This is a genomic window from Micromonospora aridisoli (assembly GCF_056150025.1).
In genome coordinates this window covers 334149-351786 of the sequence record NZ_JAXCFK010000008.1, presented here as the reverse complement: position 1 = coordinate 351786, position 17638 = coordinate 334149, and the positions used below count along the sequence as shown (strand labels likewise).

The 17638-nt window shown below is 63.6% G+C and carries 19 protein-coding genes; 16 read left to right on the top strand and 3 right to left on the bottom strand.

Features of this window, described 5'->3' with window-relative positions; translation table 11 throughout:
- The first annotated feature begins 907 nt into the window (after positions 1-907).
- From SM447_RS19355 to SM447_RS19345, 3 genes are read left to right on the top strand one after another with little or no spacing between them, the layout of a single operon-like run.
- Positions 908-1645 carry a hypothetical protein gene (locus SM447_RS19355; RefSeq protein ID WP_474574219.1) on the top strand — a complete coding sequence of 246 codons (738 nt, stop codon included), beginning with the start codon at positions 908-910 and terminating at the stop codon, positions 1643-1645.
- Positions 1638-2195 (top strand): hypothetical protein, encoded by a 558-nt coding sequence (locus SM447_RS19350; protein WP_474574218.1) that lies wholly within the window; start codon positions 1638-1640, stop codon positions 2193-2195. Before SM447_RS19355 ends, SM447_RS19350 begins: the two co-directional genes overlap by 8 nt.
- Before the next feature lie 26 nt (positions 2196-2221).
- Complete coding sequence (locus SM447_RS19345) at positions 2222-4162, top strand: ATP-binding protein (protein WP_474574217.1); 1941 nt, start codon at positions 2222-2224, stop codon at positions 4160-4162.
- A gap of 326 nt (positions 4163-4488) precedes the next feature.
- On the opposite strand, the gene SM447_RS19340 is transcribed toward SM447_RS19345, so the two are convergent.
- On the bottom strand, positions 4489-4938 hold the full coding sequence (locus tag SM447_RS19340) for a GntR family transcriptional regulator (protein WP_474574216.1): 450 nt from the start codon (positions 4936-4938) through the stop codon (positions 4489-4491).
- Between the two features lie 639 nt (positions 4939-5577).
- Here SM447_RS19340 and SM447_RS19335 point away from each other — a divergent pair.
- Genes SM447_RS19335 through SM447_RS19320 form a run of 4 tightly spaced genes read left to right on the top strand, consistent with a single transcriptional unit; the run spans position 5578 to position 7864 of the window.
- Complete coding sequence (locus tag SM447_RS19335) at positions 5578-5820, top strand: hypothetical protein (RefSeq protein WP_474574215.1); 243 nt, start codon at positions 5578-5580, stop codon at positions 5818-5820.
- Positions 5807-6151: a hypothetical protein gene (locus SM447_RS19330; protein ID WP_474574214.1), complete on the top strand. Its 345-nt coding sequence runs from the start codon at positions 5807-5809 to the stop codon at positions 6149-6151. Before SM447_RS19335 ends, SM447_RS19330 begins: the two co-directional genes overlap by 14 nt.
- Positions 6138-7100 carry a GntR family transcriptional regulator gene (locus SM447_RS19325; RefSeq protein ID WP_474574213.1) on the top strand — a complete coding sequence of 321 codons (963 nt, stop codon included), beginning with the start codon at positions 6138-6140 and terminating at the stop codon, positions 7098-7100. The genes SM447_RS19330 and SM447_RS19325 overlap by 14 nt, the downstream gene beginning before the upstream one ends.
- Positions 7097-7864 (top strand): glycosyltransferase family 2 protein, encoded by a 768-nt coding sequence (locus tag SM447_RS19320; RefSeq protein ID WP_474574212.1) that lies wholly within the window; start codon positions 7097-7099, stop codon positions 7862-7864. The genes SM447_RS19325 and SM447_RS19320 overlap by 4 nt, the downstream gene beginning before the upstream one ends.
- Here SM447_RS19320 and SM447_RS19315 read toward each other — a convergent pair.
- Both SM447_RS19315 and SM447_RS19310 read right to left on the bottom strand, forming a co-directional pair.
- Positions 7848-8288 carry a hypothetical protein gene (locus SM447_RS19315; protein WP_474574211.1) on the bottom strand — a complete coding sequence of 147 codons (441 nt, stop codon included), beginning with the start codon at positions 8286-8288 and terminating at the stop codon, positions 7848-7850. The two genes, SM447_RS19320 and SM447_RS19315, sit on opposite strands and share 17 nt — an antisense overlap.
- A 37-nt stretch (positions 8289-8325) precedes the next feature.
- The gene (locus SM447_RS19310; protein WP_474574210.1) at positions 8326-10533 is read right to left on the bottom strand and encodes an NACHT domain-containing protein; all 2208 of its coding nucleotides are present in this window, start codon (positions 10531-10533) and stop codon (positions 8326-8328) included.
- Between the two features lie 279 nt (positions 10534-10812).
- On the opposite strand from SM447_RS19310, the gene SM447_RS19305 reads away from it, so the two are divergent.
- From SM447_RS19305 to SM447_RS19265, 9 genes are all read left to right on the top strand, one after another.
- Complete coding sequence (locus tag SM447_RS19305; RefSeq protein ID WP_269737608.1) at positions 10813-11208, top strand: transcriptional regulator; 396 nt, start codon at positions 10813-10815, stop codon at positions 11206-11208.
- A gap of 183 nt (positions 11209-11391) precedes the next feature.
- Positions 11392-12981 (top strand): FtsK/SpoIIIE domain-containing protein, encoded by a 1590-nt coding sequence (locus SM447_RS19300; RefSeq protein ID WP_474574209.1) that lies wholly within the window; start codon positions 11392-11394, stop codon positions 12979-12981.
- Positions 12978-13232, top strand: a complete 255-nt coding sequence (locus SM447_RS19295) for a hypothetical protein (protein WP_474574208.1) — start codon at positions 12978-12980, stop codon at positions 13230-13232. The genes SM447_RS19300 and SM447_RS19295 overlap by 4 nt, the downstream gene beginning before the upstream one ends.
- Before the next feature lie 3 nt (positions 13233-13235).
- Positions 13236-13424: a hypothetical protein gene (locus SM447_RS19290; RefSeq protein ID WP_204020560.1), complete on the top strand. Its 189-nt coding sequence runs from the start codon at positions 13236-13238 to the stop codon at positions 13422-13424.
- The gene (locus tag SM447_RS19285; RefSeq protein WP_474574207.1) at positions 13421-13963 is read left to right on the top strand and encodes a DUF2637 domain-containing protein; all 543 of its coding nucleotides are present in this window, start codon (positions 13421-13423) and stop codon (positions 13961-13963) included. The genes SM447_RS19290 and SM447_RS19285 overlap by 4 nt, the downstream gene beginning before the upstream one ends.
- Positions 13960-15711: a replication initiator gene (locus SM447_RS19280; protein ID WP_474574206.1), complete on the top strand. Its 1752-nt coding sequence runs from the start codon at positions 13960-13962 to the stop codon at positions 15709-15711. The genes SM447_RS19285 and SM447_RS19280 overlap by 4 nt, the downstream gene beginning before the upstream one ends.
- A complete protein-coding gene (locus tag SM447_RS19275; RefSeq protein WP_204013763.1) occupies positions 15711-15893 on the top strand; it encodes a helix-turn-helix domain-containing protein in 183 nt (60 codons plus the stop codon). The genes SM447_RS19280 and SM447_RS19275 overlap by 1 nt, the downstream gene beginning before the upstream one ends.
- The gene (locus SM447_RS19270; protein ID WP_474574205.1) at positions 15893-17110 is read left to right on the top strand and encodes a tyrosine-type recombinase/integrase; all 1218 of its coding nucleotides are present in this window, start codon (positions 15893-15895) and stop codon (positions 17108-17110) included. Before SM447_RS19275 ends, SM447_RS19270 begins: the two co-directional genes overlap by 1 nt.
- 53 nt (positions 17111-17163) lie before the next feature.
- Positions 17164-17502, top strand: a complete 339-nt coding sequence (locus tag SM447_RS19265) for an Imm51 family immunity protein (RefSeq protein WP_474574204.1) — start codon at positions 17164-17166, stop codon at positions 17500-17502.
- The last annotated feature ends 136 nt before the right edge of the window (positions 17503-17638 follow it).

Sequence of the window (17638 nt, the reverse complement as noted above, 5' to 3'; positions counted from 1 at the left end):
GGTCCGACCCGACGAAGACGCGCTGCCACCGGGACTCACCCGCGAGTGACACCCAACGCCTGACCCGCTCGCGCTACCCCAGATGGAAAGCGCTCAGTGTGGGCTGACAATCCGTGATTACTTGTGGAGTTCAGTCCTCTCCTCGATCGTCCATGCCTTCAATTGCGCGGTATCCACCCTGCTCAGAGGACCGAGCGTCCGATACGCGATGGACCGGCTGTTGTCTCTTACCTCAGGCTGTACCTCAAGATCACGTATCTAGTCAATGTCGGATAGCTGATAAAGGGACGTGTGCTTCGCCGTTCCCGCCCGCATTGGTGGTGGACACACAGTGCGACTAGGCCCTAGCGTCCTGTACGTGCATGAAGACACCGCGCCGCCACTTGGACCCGGTTTGTCCGAAAAGCCAGCGGAGGACCGAGGACACGAGACCGCGAAATGGTATGCGTACCAATACGCGTGCACCGCTCGGGAATGTTTCGCAATGCTCACGAAGCCACGCCCATGGGTACTGTGCGAGTGGCATACCGATTATGTCTGTGCTGGGCCAGACGGCTTGCAGCCGCACGTGCTCGTCTCGGTCAAGCATCGACACCAAGATCAAGGTGCCTGGTCACTCTCCGACCTGCCCACTAGAGGTGGCTTTAAGGTTCTCTACGAACGCTGGGTTGCGAGCGACAAATCCAACGCATGCCGTTGGGTCACCAATAACGGGTTCAAGGTTGGCGAAAATCAAGCACGGGAACTTTCTAGAATCCTAGCCGCCAAACCGGACTCTCGCGACACTGACGCATTGAGGTGGTACGCCCGGAATTTGCAGCCTGCTCTTGGCGCTAGCAGTGCTGACGAGGTCGTTGAATTCCTTTCCGCCTTAACGATGCATAGTACTGGCGGAGACGAGCACAGCATGCGAGCGCTCGTCATTGAAGATACAGTACGGCCAACACTAGCCAGGCTGGGTGTACGTCCCGGCTTCGCCAGAGCAGCCTACGACGCTGCATTCAAGCTTGTGGACGAAGCTGTGCGAGGGCTCAATCCTCACGAGCCAGATATTGATTGGATGGTGGGTGATGACCTCACCGACCACTCAAAAGGTGTCAGAATGATCACCAAAGCCCGGTTCTTGCAGAGATTGCAAGATAGCGGGATCCCCATAACCAGCGACGCCATTGATGATCAGCACGCGAGCGGAACAGCGATGTCTCGCAAACTTCGTGCGGGCTTGCTTGGGCCGACTGTCGTTTCGGCTGCCCCTCGCCTCCGTCGGCGCTGGTACGAGATTGAGGCCAGCTTCCGGCCGGATGTGCCGAGCCCGTTTGCCGACGAGGTCGGAAGGATTCGAGCCGAGATTGTTCGTCATGCGTTGATTGCGGAGACACGCACAAGGAGGGTTGAGGCCCCATACGGCCCTCAGATGCATTTAGAACTAAGTCAGCTCATTTCTGTCACCGACTTGAATCCGAAGATTCCTGTCGGGTTGCCCGAGCTTCTGGGCTGCGTCTATCAGTTGACCGATGAGTGCCAAATCTGGTGGTCTGACGAGTTCGATCCGCAGCACGAGGCTCCATGGATTGCTGAGATTAGAGGCCGACACCAGCATACGCAGCTAGCGCTTTCTGTGTTTGAAGGCGACGATAATGTCTGATTTCGAAACGAGTTCTCATCTCGGCCCTTCGCGCGACCCGGGTCTGGATTATCACGCCGCTCGGATCTTACTTCTGATATTGGCGTTCAGTCATAGCAAGCGTAATGGGATTGACGGATTGACCAAGTTGGCTAAATTAGACTTTCTTCTCAGGTATCCAGTACTGCTGGAAAAGCTTTCGCTTATAGAGGCGAGTGAAGTGCCGCCTGCGCACTTGAGGGCAACCGATGATGAGCGGCTAGCGGTAGAAAGCCGCATGATCCGATACAAATATGGGCCATGGGATGACAGGTACTACCCCATCCTCGGCATCCTCCTCGGTACTGGTCTCGTAAAAAGCACAGCAGGGAAGGGGAGATTGCGGATGTCTGTTACGAGAGACGGAAAGCGGATCGCATCTCAACTCGCAGCCCTGCCGACTTGGCGATTGACTGCCCAACGTTGCGAGTTTATTGCGGCGAACTTCAACACGACCGGAAATCGGCTCAAGGACTTGATCTACGAGAACTTGCCCGATGTAGTTGACCGCCCCCACCGCACCTACATCTAATTTGGCATACGATTGAGGATCGAATAATGGCAGTCCACCTTCAGTTTCATCGCTTAGACCTTAAGACCACTCAGGCTACGAGCCGATACGATTTCCAACCGGGGCTGAACGTCCTGACAGGAAGCTATAAGACCGGCAAGAGTAGTATGTTGGAGCTGCTAAAATTCGCTCTTGGCGCCAAAAGCGCCAAACTAATGACTGCAATCGAGGAAAATCTTCAGAGCGTAGTATTGGATGTGACTATCGGGACGGATCGACTGAGCTTAAGTCGCGCACTCGGGCAGAATCAAGTTGCGGTCACCCATGCAGATGGCTCCACCGACCGATGGACTGCTACGTCGGGTAAAATGCCCAGGGCCGGAATAGAAATTCTTAAGCTTCTCGAGTTTCCTATTACGCGTCTGAGTAATAACAGTGACATGGGTAGCGAGCCTCTAACCTTCTTCGACCTTTTCCGGTATGTTTACCTCCCGCAAGATGACGTAAATTCATCAGTGGCCGGACACAATGATCCATTCACAAATAGGAAAAGGCGTGCCATCTTCGAGCTGGCTTACGGCCTGTCTGACGAACGAATCCGAGAGCTAGAGGTTGATGCTGCTGCATTAGAGCGGGCGCAGGGCGCGGCAAAATTGGAGGCAGAGACTGTCCGCCGTTTCCTGTTCAGTGTCGGTGCTCCCCATGAAGCTCAGCTCGCAGTTGAAGAGGCAGAAGCACGGTCTGACCTCATTGAAGCTGAAAGACGACTAGAAGAAGCAAGGCGTACGGCTGGCGCGGAAATTAGCGCTGATCAAGAGAAGCTTAGAAAGAGAATCTCGACCCTTAGAACTGCGACGGCAGACGCTGAGGCGGAGCGCGCGCTAGCCCAGGTCGCAGTTGACCGAGGTCGCGCCTTGCTCGCGCAGCTCGAACTCGACGCGCTGCGAGCACAGCGTGAGGCGGACGCGAAGAATTCTATCTCGGGTCTTGAATTTAGTGTTTGCCCGCGTTGCCTACAATCCGTTTCTGAGCGAGACCTCGATCCAGGTTCCTGTCTCCTCTGTGCTCAGCCCCAACCATCCCAGTCCGGTTCGCAGGCGCGGAGTAATCACGATGCAGCAGTAACTCGCATGCTGGCGCAAAAGGAAGAGGCCCGAATGCTTCTAAGAGAAGACGAGGGTTATCTTTCGGAATGGACGAATCAAGTAAATAGGCTTCGTGAGCAGCTCACTGAGGCTGCGGGCGACTTGGAAAGACAGGCCGATCCTCGGCAAATCTTTCCGAGTATTGACCAAGCAAGCGAGGCTGCGGCCGACCGCGAGCGAGCCCGTGCCCGGCTCCGTGACATTGAGCGATTCCGAGATCAGTGGGATCAATACGAAGAACTTGAGTCTAGAGTGCGCCGCTTTGATCAGCAATTGGAGGCTAATCGTTCACGACAGGCGGACGAGCGGCGACGACTTGAGGCGAATAGGTACAGGGTTCTCGAGTTGGGCGAAATATTCGACGAGGAGATTCGAGAGCTGCGTTTCACTGGCTATCAGGAAGCAGGAATAGACCCCCAGACCTATCTTCCCGTTATCAATGGAGACTCGTTCGACCGCTTAAGTGTTAGTGGAGCCAGTAAGACCCTCGCGAACGGCGCCTATTACCTTGCGAACCTTGCATACTCGCTGAGTAGCAGAGAATATCTCATGCCTGATGCCCTCCTGCTCGACAGTCCTCGCACGAGCCTTGGGAATACTCCGGACGACATCGCTGCTGGCCAACGGCTATACGAGAGAATGTATCGCCTGTCGCTTGCATACCCTGCATGCCAAATCATTGTGGCAGACAACGGGCTTCCCCCGCTGGAGCGGAAGCTTAAGCAATCCATCAACCTTATCACCTTGACCTACCCTGAGCCGCTACTGCGTGATGTTCCCCATCCGGGTAGGGAGGCTGTTATTGAGATGGAGTTAAGTCAGGCAAGAAGGCGGCGACGGTAGCGCTCCTTGAACGTTTGTGTATTCCGGTGCACTCCCTTCGTTGGAGTAGGTGGCTGGCCGCAGGCCAGGTCCAACAGGTGAGACTTGGAGGGAGTGCCTACACCGGCAGGCGAGATTCAAGTCCTTTCGATCCGCACGACTCGTAATCCCTCCTCGTGTATTCGAGGTCACCCGATCATACAGTCAAGCCGTCAGGTCGAAGGCTCCATGTAGCCGTCTATGGGGATGCCGGGCTCTATCTCCCCATGCCATCTGCCGGGCTTGTTGCGGGCCGCGTGGTGCAACAGCGGAGCGTCGGGTTCGCGCCCAAGCGGCGGTGCGAAGCGTCAAGAGCTGCCTTCAGGAGCATCGACGGCTGAGCTGTGCCTCGGATCGACAGGGCGCAACATATAATCCCTGACCACTGATTCGACTCGCTGATCTCGACGGACGACGGTTTCCCGCTCGATAACGGCCGTACCCACCTCGATCTTGAAAAGAGCCGCGAGGCGCGCATCGGCAGGTATCGCCTTCTGTCTCACCTCCTCCTCGTCCGGTGAGGAAGATGTTTGGCCTGTTACGTACGTTCCTCTGCCATGTTCGGTGGCGGCATAGCCACCTTCCCGGAGGACGTCGATTGCCTTGCGAATGGTGCCGCGGGCTGCCCCAAACTCCGCAGCAAGGGTGTTCTCCGCTGGCAGTAGAGTGCCGGGCTGGATATCGCCGTTCTCGATTCGCTTGCGTAGCTCGTCGGCGATGACGCGGTAGCGGGGTTGTCCGTAGTGCGGGGTGGGCACCGGTTCACCGTACCTGGCACTTGTCTTACCAAGTGCCAAGCGGGAGCGTCGTTTTGACGTGTAGACAACTCGTCCACTTGTAGGTACGTTTCCGAGTGTGCGGCTGGGATGACGACGTGTATCAGGGGTGGTGCTGCGTCGGCCTGGTCGTGAGGCGCGGCGTCCTGGTGGGCCGGTTGCGGTGGTCGCGCGTACAAGGTGGCTCGGTGATACCCGACCCGTCCGGTGTCGGACGGTGTGCCGTGCCCTCTGTCGGGCCGGTGGCCGGCTGATTCCCCCTTGTCGGCCGCCGGCTCCTATACCTGGAGGTGCGATGCCTGGCTCTCATCGTCGACGTCCCTGGTTCTCGTTCTGGCGGTCCCGCCGACAGCCGGACCAGGCCGGATCCGCAGCCGGACGGCGTTCCGGCGACTGCGTCCCTGCTCGTAACTCCGTTCCGCTGCGGTGGGCGTTGGAGCGGACTCGTGAGTTGCCGGCGCTGCGTCATGCGCCGCTGCTGACCCGAGGCCAGATGGTTCGGGGCAACGGTGGGCGGTGGCCGCGATGAGTCAGACGAGCAGGCGGCCTGCCGTGGCGAGCCATCCCGCGTGGTGTGCGGCGGATCGGTGCGGGCATCTGGTGCCGCCTGTGCTGGCCCATATGGCGCGTCGCCATCGGGGTGTGCTGCTGCGGGTGGGTGAGGTCCGGTCGGCCGGGCTGGTCGTGTCGTACCTGATCGGCTCCGACGATGAACCGCCGACGGTTGTGGTGCACGCCTCGTGCCGGGCCGGCTCCGGCTGGGCCGAACTCACCCTCCCGCAAACGAAGCACCTGGTCGACCAGCTCGGCTCGCTCCTGACGCAAGCCGCCGGCCTAGGGGAGGGCGAGCATGGGCGACAGTGACGAGCCGACCGACACCCAGGCGGCCGGCACTGCCGACGAGGCTTCGTGTCCTGACTGGTGCCGGGGGTGCGGCCCGAACGATCCGATGCACCGCCGACTGCTGGCCACGATCGGCAGCGAGGGCGGCGGCTGGGTGAGCGTGCAACTGCTCCTGGACCGCTTCCGGCGCCGCGACCCGGTCGTCAAGGTCGACGCGACCCGCTCCGGCGGCACGGAATCGGTGCTGTTGTCGCGGGTGCAGCTCGATCGGCTGATCTACGAACTGACCTACGCCCGGTGGCGGGTGATGACCAAGGGACAACCGTTGGAGGGACACTATGACCGCCACTGACCGCAGCTCCCGCCGTACTCCGGTGCCCGCGCATCGACCGCGACGGCCGGTGGTGGCGGTGGATCCGGTGCCGGAGCGGCCGGCGGGTGGGACCACCTGGCAGTCGTTGGAACGTCTAGGGGGTACGGTGACCGGTGTGCATGGCCGGGACTGGCGCCCTCGTTACCTGCAACTCGCCGAAGAGTTGCGGGTCAAGATCACGAGCGGGGAACTCGCCCCCGGCACGCTGATGCCGTCTGAGACGGAGTTGGCCGACACGTCGGGCCTGTCCCGCACCAGTGTCCGCAACGCCATCCGCCAGCTCCGCGAATGGGGTCTGGTCCGCGCGGAGCAGGGGCGCGGCACCTATGTACGGGCACCGCGCCAGCGGGTGCGGCGTCGTAACGCGGAGCGGTACCAGTGGGAGAAGGACCGGGTCCTGCTCGACCAGGACGAGCGGCTCAAGACCGGCGCGACCGAGCATGACACCGGCCTGACCGTCGATGACCTCAAGTTCCACGCCGAGTACACCCGCGTGGAAGCCGACGCGGACATGTCGGCGGCGTTGCAGGTGGAGCCGGGTACGCCGCTGCTGCGCCGGGTGTACTGGACGTCGTCGCGGCATGAGAACGCGCCGCTGACCATGTCGTACTCGTACCTGCCCTATGACCTGGTGGCCGCGAACCCGGACCTGCTCGACCAGAACAACGAGCCCTGGCCCGGTGGCTCCCAGCATCAGCTCTACACGATCGGCGTCGAGCTGGACCGCATCGACGAGGAGGTCCGGGCGCGTCCGCCGTCGCCGGATGAGGCCGAACTGCTCGACATTGACCCGGGCGTGTCGGTGCTGACCGTGCGCAAGACCTCTATCGACACCGCCGGCCGGGTCGTCGAGGTGGCCGACGTGGTGATGCCAGGGGACCGGACGGAACTGGTCTACTCCCACAAACTGCAACGGTGGAAAACGTGACGCAGCTAGTCTCGGTCATCACCCCGGTCCACGCCCCGAGTGTCGAGTACCTGGCCGGCGCGTACGACTCGTTGGTCAAGCAGGACATGCCCGACGGGTGGGACTGGCAGTGGCTCGTCCAGGAGGACGGGCAGACCGGAACGCTGGCCCAGGTGCTGCCGGACGACCCTCGCATCAGCATCGGCGGCGGTCGTCCCGGCGGCCCGGGTGTTGCCCGTACCCTCGCTCTCTCCCGCGTCACCGGCAGCCTGGTGAAGGTGCTCGACGCCGACGATCAACTTACGGCTGGCGCCCTCGCCCGGGACATCACCGCCTTCGAGGCTCACCCGCAGATCAGGTGGACGACTTCCCGGGTCCTGGACCTGATGCCCGACGGGTCAACCGTCGGATGGGACAAAGACCCGGCCGGCGGACCCATCGGCCGCGGTGCCGTCCTGGCCTTCTGGCAAGCCAATGGCTACCGCGCCCAGGTCCACCCCGCCACCCTCTGCATCCGCCGGGATCTGCTCCTGGCCCTCGGCGGCTGGATGGCACTCCCGGCCTCCGAGGACACCGGCCTACTCCTGGCCGCCAGCGCGGTCAGCGAGGGTTACTTCACCCGTGAACACGGCCTGCTCTACCGCAAATGGCCCGGCCAGGTCACCAGCCAAGCCGCCCACCGCGAACCCGTCGAGTATGAAGGCCGCATGAGAATCATCGAGGCCAGAGCCGAAGCCCTGGCCTCAATGCTCCCGAACGGGTTGCCGGTCACTCCTGCGGCGTAGCCTCATGCCCCGGCATCCCAGGGGTACGCCGACGCTCCTTCATCTCCGCCTCATAGATGTGCCGTCGACCGCCAGCCAGCGTCTCCCGGGCGTATCGCTCGACTTCCTGGAACGCGGCGTAGTAGCCGTCGTCGAACTCCTCCATGATCTGGAAGGTCCAGCGGCCCGGTAGGACGTTCCGGCCCAGCAACTCCCGCTCCACCCGGTCGGCCACCTCATCGTGCCCTGCCTGTCGCAACAGCTCGACCACGCGGTCAAGCGTGAGGTCTGCGCCGCCAACAAGCTGGTGTGCCGAGTATAGGTGTCCACGAACTCGGTGAATTGTCTCAAGCGACTTACTCAATTCTCCTAGCGCCTCAACGGTTGTATCATCGAGGCCCGGCGGTCGCATCAGCTCATTGCTGGGGTATTCTTCCTTGCGCATTTCTCTGGCTCCCCGAAGCTTTAGCATGGTCGTCAGTTCATCCTAAACGCGGAAGCTCGCGGAGCATATAAGCTGCTAGCCCTTTGGAAGTGTCGACTTCGCTCAGCACGGCTGCAACGGCTAGCCGAATTGGCCTAGCGTTGGCTGGCATCCCATCTTGAATGATCGACTTGGCGGCGGACTCCAGCAGGTGCCGAGCAGACCTCACGCTTTCGCCGGAGCCGCTCCTTGTCGAGCCTGAGGAGTACACTGATTCGAGATTGGCATCGAGCTGAATCGCGGCTCGCACGACCATCCGTATGGTCTGGGGAGAAAGCATTACGTGGGACAGTGCTCGGCATGCAAATGCCACAAGAGCTGGGTCATCCGGTCGGCCGCTTGGGACTTCGTCGATGAGCATTCGTAGTAGTTCATCTGCGCCGTCGTCCGTCGTTCTGTCGAACAACTGTAAGACGATTTGCCCAACTACATGAAATCTTCCGCCGGAGATCCTGTCTCGCAGCATTTCATGCAGCTCGGGTATGCTGCGCCTAGTTCTGACAATGTACTCTGCCGCAAAATATTCAAGGAATGTGCGGTGAGTAAACCCGTAAGTGGGCTGGCCATTCATTGCACCAACGTCTGACAATATCCATGCGCGCCCGGTGCAGAAGTCTAAGAACTCTTCGGCTGTTTTTAGTGCCTCGTCATGGTCAAAGTGTTTTGCTGTGAGATAGGTCGCGATTGAAGCAGTCATTCGGCGACGAGACATGGCACTGTTTGAGCCGAAGTTTGAGACTCCACCCAACTGCTCGAAGGCGAGGTATTGAACAGCGCCGCGAATTCGGGCATGAAACTCGGTTGATCCCCTGATGCCTCTCAAGTTGTCCCAGTGTCGGAAGAGGAGAAGGGCGCAGTGTTCATATGCCTCCACCATATTTTGTGGTATGTACCCCTCAGTCGAGTACATCCCACATAGTAGAGACAGTAGGAGGGGGCTTCGCCTCAAGTCGGGAACACTGGCGCTCTCGCGAAGGAAGCTGGCAGCAAGCGCCTGCTGCTGGTTACGCGGTGTCTGATCATCCAGCGCAAACCACTTTTTAACATAGAGTGCCACGCGATCGTCATCGAAGTCAGACACATTTGCATGGGCGAAGACGCGAGAGCTGAACGGCGCATCTTCATATCCGACAGACCTAGCTGTCACGAGTACGGTGGTCATAGGGTAGGCGCTGATGAAGCCCTCAATCAATGAGACGACGCGGCGACGAAGATCCGCTTCTATCAGTTCGTCGAGTCCGTCAAGAATGACAACGGCCCGACCTACGCTCACCAGATACTCGACCGCATCTGGCGGCGGCTCGACGTTGTACGGATCGGCAGCGCAACTCTTGAGGTAGTCGATGAGGGGTCGGCCTCCAGAGCTGAAGGTTGTAGTGTGGTTCCTTAGGACTACGAGGAATGGAACTTTCTCGTGTCCCTCATCCAGGGCTCCCATCGCAGCGTCATGTGCGAGCTTCGCGGCCATTGTAGACTTGCCGGCTCCGGGATTCCCAAGCACGACCAAGCGCTTGGATGACGCAACAATCTCAGGCAGCGATGCTGCGGCGGTATTGGTATTCTGGAACTCTAGCGGAGGGTCTACGTACAGCTGGTCGTAAGTTACAGCTTTACGGCTCCCTAGGTGGGGGAGTTTTAATTCCCCATGTAGTGCCACAACCTGTTTTCGCATTCTGCGCCCAAAGTCATGGAAGCTGTTCAGGCTTTCCGTTCGTTCAAGAAGTGCACCTTTACGGGCGGCTAGAGACGATATATGTCCTATCCCGGCAGCTGAAGCGGCATCTACAAGTTGCCGTGATGATTGAATAGCGTGGCTTGTGACCGCGATTAGTAACGCATCATGCAGAACGTCGGCAAGGCCCGTCCGTTGTCCCGCGTCGAGTGGTGCGAAATGCCGCAATCCGGCAATTATTTCTGCTCTAACAGCCGCCCGGACCTCATCGGCTTTCTGCCCCGGAAGTAGCTGACCTAGTGCGACATGTAACGCGACTTCGTCAAAGTCTGGTGATTCCAGGTATCGCGTGAGACCTTCTAATTGGTCGCCGCTTAACTCTTCAAGTAAATTGGAGGCGAAGCTTGTTGAGATTGCGGCACGCGCTGACCCTTTCGTCTGGTTGGCGGATCGGGTGGATAACGCCTTCTGTGTAAGTGTAGTAAGTGCACGCGTTAAAGCGCGGGTTGCTATCAGCTCGATCCCTGGAGCCAACTTGTAATCCTATCTACATTTGCTTGGGCTATGGATGATGGACGCAATTGTAGGAGAGATTCTAGTCATTCTGATCAATCAGTGAAGTCAAATTTTTGACCTATGTTCAAGTAGTGATTTAGCTAGAAAAAAACTGAATAGTCCGATCCGGTAGTTGTTCGGCAGGGGCGCGTGTTCTGGTGTCGCGACTCGCGACCAGAACTTGTTGACTTGTCTGCCAAGTGCCGTCTACCTTGGACCGCAGCTTGGCAGACAAGTCAACAAGTTGGAGGGTGAGCGATGGCTCTGCGTGGCGGTACGAGGTTCGCCGTGCGGTTCGAGGACGTGTTCCCGGCGGGGTGCGCGTTGGTGCCCGAGTCGCTGGGTGAGGTCGAGGACTACGACGAGAAGACGGGTCGGCGGTCCCCGGCGAAGGACAAGGTGACCGGTCAGCGGGTGTGGCAGGTCCGGGTGATGGACCTTGACCCTGAGCTGGGCAAGCGGTCGCGGGAGACGACGGTGAAGATCTCGGCTGACTATCAGCCGGTGCCGCCGTCGGGTGCGCCGTTCGAGGCGGTGGAGTTCGACGGGATGACCGTGACGCCGTACGTGGCGAACAACGGTCGGATGGCGTATTCGCTGCGGGCGACTGGGCTGCGTGCTCCGGTGGTCGGCGGCAAGAAGGTGGCGGCGTAGCCGCTGTTGGTGGGGGCGGGGCTGTCTGGTCTTGGCGGACGGCAGCCCCGCCCCCTGGTGTCTCTTCCCCTGCTCTGTCGAGAGAGGTCGTGACGTGTCCAAGGGTATGCCCGTCATTGGGCGGGTGCTGGTAGCGGTCGTGTGGGGTGTTCGATGATTCGCCGGCCGCGTGGTGAGGTCGTGATGACCACGGCCGGGGATCTGATGGTGATCCGTCCTCGGCGGCTTGAGCTGCCGTTGTGGCTGATCGCGCTCGGGATGGTGCTGCGGTTGCTGTTCCGGGCTGTCGTCTGGTGTGTGCGGCATCCGGTGATCGTGGGCCTGGTGGTGGCCGGCGTGTGGCTGTACGTCGAGTTCGGTCGGGCCGGGCTGGTCGTGCCGCTGGTGCTGGCCGGCCTGGTGTCGGCGCTGTGGCGGTGGAAGCACGAAGCATCGTGGTGGACCTGGTTGGCGGGGCCGGTGCTGGGCTGGTGGCGTCAGGTGTTCGTCTACCGGCGGGCCTGGCGGGAGGCCATGACGCTGTGCGGGCTGACCCGCACCTACGACCATCGGTCCGTCATGCCGCAGCTGCTGCGGGTGCGCTCGGATCAGGCGCTCGATGTGCTGACGGTTCGCATGGTGCGCGGGCAGACGCCGGAGGAGTTCCAGAAGGTCACGGCGAATCTGGCGTACGCGTTCGGTCGCCGCCATGCCCGGGTTTACTCGGAGCGTCCCGGTGATCCTCCGGCCCGGACCGGCTATTGGGCGCTCGTCCTCGGCGTCATCGACCGGGTGCGGTACCGGGACCGGCCGTCGCTGGTGTACCTGGTCGTGGTCCGTACCGACGCGCTGCGCACGGTGGTCAAGCCGTTCGACGTACCTGCGGTGCCGGACCTCACCGCGCTGCCCCTGGCCCGGCGGGAAGACCTACGGCACTGGTCGCTGCACCTGCTCGCCACCCACGTCCTGATCGGCGGGGCGACCCGCTCCGGTAAGGGCTCGGTGCTGTGGTCCCTGGTCCGCGCCCTCGCCGGTGGGATCTCGTCGGGGTTGGTGCGGCTGTGGGTGATCGACCCCAAGGGCGGCATGGAGTTCGCCATGGGCCGACCGCTGTTCGCCCGGTTCGCCGGCAAGTCCTTCGAGGCCATGGCCGACCTCCTGGACGAGGCCGTCACCGTGCTGCGGGAACGGCAGACCCGGCTTGCCGGCACCGTCCGGGTGCACACGCCGACCGAGGCTGACCCCCTGGTCGTGGTCGTCATCGACGAGATGGCCGCCCTGACCGCGTACCTCCAGGATGTCGAGCTGCGCAAGCGCATCGCCTCCTCGCTCGGGCTGCTGCTGTCCCAGGGGGCCGGCGTCGGCGTCCTGGTGGTGGCCGCGTTGCAGGACCCGCGCAAGGAGGTGCTGCCGTTTAGGGATCTGTTCCCGACCCGTATCGCGCTCGGCCTGACCGAGGCCGCTCAGGTCGACCTCGTCCTTGGTGACGGTGCCCGCAACCGGGGCGCCCTGGCCGATCAGATGCCCCGATGGGCCAAGGGCGTCGGGTACGTGATCCTCGACGGCACCCCCGAACCCGCCCGGGTCCGCTTCTCCCACATCACCGACGACGACATCCGCCAGCTCGCCGCCGACTATCCGGCGCCGGCTGACGCGGCGGACATCCTCGCCCAGGTCGGCCGGGAAACCGCCCCCGAACCCACCCGTCCGCCGCTGCCCCGACCACGCGGGCCGCTCCTGCCGGACTCGCTGCTCAACATCCTGCGCGACACCGACGGGGGTGAGCCGCGGTGACCACCCCGACCTTCTACCGGCTGCGCGCACCGCATCCCGACGGTCAGGCCAGCACTGCCGTGTCCGTCCGCGTCGACCCGCAGCGGCCCGACCCGTACCCGGTCTATCTCGCCGTCGGCGGCGGCCGGCGTCGCATGCACCTCACCCCCGACGAGGCGTGGGCGCTGTGGCGCTGCCTGTCCGAAGCCGTCGCCTCCCTCGGCGAACCACCCGAGCACATCCGTACCCGCGTCGCCCCGGCCCGGAGGTAACCGATGTCCCTCAAGCGCTTCTTCCTCGGCACCCACCGGATCAAGCCGCTGCACATCGAACTGGACGGCAGCCCGGACCGGCTCGCCGCCGCTTTGCACGGCCTGGCGCACATGGTCAACCGCCGCCGCGACCTTGACGGCCAGAGCATCCGCATCACCCTGACCGTCCGCGATACCGGGAGCCGCCGGTGACCCGCGACCGCATCGAATCCGCCGTACGCCTGACCATCCTGGTCGCCATCGGCACCATGGCCGGCGCAGCCGCCTTCACCCACGTCCACGACCTGTCCGTCGCCCACGGCCAACCACACTGGATCGGCTGGGCCAACGCCGTAGCCGTCGAACTCATGGCCATCTACCTCGGCCTGGAAATCCGCGCCCGGCGTCGCGCTGGTCGACCGGTCGGCTTCGTCGGTGTCCTCCTGGTCGCCTTCGCCCTGCTCTCCCTCGCCGCCCAGGTCGCCGAAGCTGAGCCGTCGGTATGGGGCTGGATCGTCGCCGCCGTGCCGTCGCTGGCGTTCCTCGCCCTGGTCAAGGTCGTGCTGTCCAGCGCACCCGCCACCGTGCCGGCACCGGGGCCGGCCCAGCCGCAGGCCGACCGGTACGACGAACCCGAGCAGGCCGAGCCCGTCTCGCCTGCTGAAGTGATGCCGCCGGCATCAGTCTCGGTGCTGCCTCCGCGCGGCGTCGTCCAGCCCGACCGGCGTCAGGTGGTGGGGATCATCCGATGACCGCTGCCACCCTGCCCGGCCTCGAACCCGCCCCGACCCCGGCTGCACCACCTCGGCCGGGGTCGCGGGCGGCCCGCATGGCACTACCGCGCTCGGTCGACGTGCTCAAGGAGATCGCGGCCGAATACGGCGTCTGCGTCCGCCCCCTTGCCATGCGCCGCACCGACCTGAACACCGGCCTGACCGAGGTCATCGACTTGCCCTGCGGCGCGACCCGCGAAGACAAGTGCGGGCCGTGCGCGAAGAAGAACCGCCGGCTGCGGCAGGCGCAGATCCGGGAGGGCTGGCACCGCGACGACGAGCCGCTACCGCCACCCGAGCCGGCGACCGAGGAACAGAAGGCGCTGATCCTGCTGCGCGGGCATCTAGAGTTCTCCCGCGATGAGGCATCCCGGGCCAGCCAGTGGGACCAGGTCGCCGACCTCGACGAGGCAATCCGCGAAGTCGAAGAGGCCATCACGGCCGAAGGACTCCGGGGCCGGGTAGCCCCGCCACACGCGACCGGCGACGACGACCAGGCCGACGACGACAACGGCCGGCGCCGCAAGCGCTCCACCCGCCGTCGCCAGGACGCCCCCGACCTACCTTGGCGCAAGGTCGAGCGCCGCACCGTCGGCAAGACCTACACCGCCCCCGACGGCACCACCTACCGCCCGTCGATGTGGCTGACCCTCACCCTCGACTCCTACGGCCCGGTGCGCCCCGACGGCACCCCGCTCAATCCCGACCGGTACGACTACCGCCGGGCGGCGTGGGACGCGGTGCACTTCCCTCGGCTGCTCGACCGTTTCTGGCAGAACCTTCGCCGCTGCGAGGGTTGGAACGTCCAGTACGCCGGCTGCGTCGAGCCCCAACGCCGACTCGCCCCACACGCGCACTTCGCCATCCGGGGCACCATCCCGCGTGACGTGCTCCGGACCGTGGCGGCGGCGACCTATCACCAGGTGTGGTGGCCGGCGGTGGATGTGCAGCGGTACACCCTCGACCGGCTACCCGTCTGGGACGAGCAGGCTTCCGCGTGGGTCGACCCGGCCACCCGCGCGCCGCTGACCACCTGGACGGAAGCCCTCGACGCCATCGACGCCGACCCCGACGCCGAACCGGTGCACGTCGTGCGCTTCGGCTCCCAGGTCGACGCACGCGGCGTCATGCCCGGCACCGACGACGCCGAACGAACCATCCGCTACGTCACGAAATACATCACCAAGCACACGGGAGACGTCCACAAGGCGACCACCGACCGGCAACGCGCACACCTCGACCGGCTCTGGCAGGAACTCCAGATCACCCCCTGCACCGACCGCTGCGCGAACTGGCTGCTCTACGGCATCCAACCGAAGCGGGCACACGCGAAGCTCAAGCCGGGCCGGTGCAAGGGCAAGGTCCACCAGCAAGACACCCTCGGCATCGGCGGCCGGCGCATCCTCATCTCCCGCGACTGGTCCGGCAAGACCCTCTCCGACCAAAAGCACGACGTACGGGCCTGGGTGCGGGCGCTGCTCGGCGTGAGCGTCGGCCTGGAGGGCGTCGACGACCAGGGCGCCACCGTCGAACCGGTCCGCTACGCCTGGGAACTCGCCCGACCCGACGATCCCGACGTCGGCCCCATGGCCCACCGGCTGCTCCGGGCGATCGGCGAACGTGCCCGCTGGCGCTCCGAACTCCTCGCCGCCAAGGATCGCGCCGCCCAGCTCCCCGCCACCGCATCGACGACGGAGACGGACAGCAGGACGGGGGAGGGGCTGTGATGGCGGCGAACGATGGGCTGTGGACGATCCGAGACGTGGCGGCGTACCTGCGGGTACCGCCCGAGACGCTGTACCGCTGGCGCAAGGTCAAGTACGGGCCGCCGGCAGCTCGGGTCGGTCGACACCTGCGGTACGAGCCGGAAGCGGTCCGCTCCTGGGTTCGTGAGCAGGCGGCGGCCTGATGGGACACGTAGAGGATCGCTGGTACAAGACGCTGCGTCATCCGGGCGGGCAGCGGGAGCGGGTCAAGACGGAACTGTTCGGCAAGGGCCTGCGCTACCGGGTGCGGTACATCGGCCCGGACGGCAAGGAACGCAAGAAGTCGTTCCCGGACCGGGCCAAGCGTGAGGCGGAGGCGTTCCTCGTCTCGACCGAGTCGGACAAGCTGCGCGGCTCGTACGTCGACCCGGTTGCCGGTCGGATGACCTTCGCGGAGTACGCGGAAACCTGGCTTCGCACCCGTTCCTTCGACGAGTCGACCCGGGAGGTCACGGAGTTTCGGGTACGCAAGCACCTGCTGCCGTTCTTCGGTTCCAAGAAGCTGGCCGAGATCAAGCCGGGCCACATCCGGGCATGGGACGCGGAGATGGTCGGCAAGCTGGCCCCGGCGACCCGGGCCGTCATCTTCGCCCACCTGCGGACCATCCTCGGCGCTGCCGTCGATGACGAACGGATCGCCAAGAACCCCTGTTCGGCAAAATCGGTCAAGCCACCGCGACCGGTGCAACGCCGGGTAGTGCCCTGGCGGTACGAACAGGTTTCGGCAATCCGCAGTGGCCTCGCCCAGCGGTACCGCCCGATGGTCGACCTGGGCGCCGGCTGCGGTCTGCGACAGGGCGAGATCCTCGGCCTCGGGGTCGACGACATCGACCTTGACGGCGGCTGGGTGCACGTCTGCCGTCAGGTCAAGCTCGTCCGCTCCCGCCTGGTCTTCGGGCTGCCCAAGAACGACCGGGACCGCCGGATACCGCTGCCCGACTCCGTCGCCCAGGTGCTGAAGCAGCACGTCGACGACTTCGCCCCGGTGTCACTCACCCTGCCGTGGGAGGACCCGGCCACCGACGAGCGGGTCACGGTGCCGCTGCTGTTCACCACCACCCGGCGCGGCGCGATCAACCGACGCACCTTCGACAACAAGAGCTGGCGGCCCGCTGTCGTGGCGGCCGGCATCACGCCGACCAGGGCCACCGGGATGCACGCGCTACGTCACTTCTACGCCTCGTCGCTGCTCGACGCGGGGGAGAGCATCAAGGCCCTCGCCTCATACCTCGGCCACGCCGACCCCGGCTTCACCCTCCGCGTCTACACGCACCTGATGCCGGCCAGCGAGGAACGTACCCGGCAGGCTATCGACCGACTGTTCGAGCCTGCGGATGGAGATCCGGGACTGCGCCCGTGATGCCGACTGCCGGGATCTTGTTTCCGACCACCGAGCGGTGCCAGGCTCCTCAGATGACCTTGCTTAGCCTGATTGAGACGACCCAGGGGCAGTATTCGCTGCTGCTGGAGGCGGGAACTACTCCCGTTGACGACCTGATCGATGAACTCGGTCACGAGCCCAACGGGTACTTCTGGGAAGGCGTCGCACAAGTCCTCGTCAACACCGAGGCCCAGGCGCTCGAAGGTCGGTTCGACTATGACGCCGAGGCCGGCATGTTCTGCGCCAACGGCACCGATCGGAGCGCGCTGGAGGAGTTGAAAGCTCGGATGAATGTGGTCGCGACCGACGGCGAACGCTTGCGGCGGCTGGTCGCGGAAGCCAAGGCGGGCGGGTTCGAGTTCGACGACTGACAGCCGGGACCGCTGCGCGTTCGCTGCTCCACCCCCGCACTGCCCGGACGCCCTGGCGACGCCCTGAGCGGGTACCTGGCAAACGAAGCGCCTGCTCAGGGCACGTCTCACGTTCATAATCCGGCGTACAGGTCGA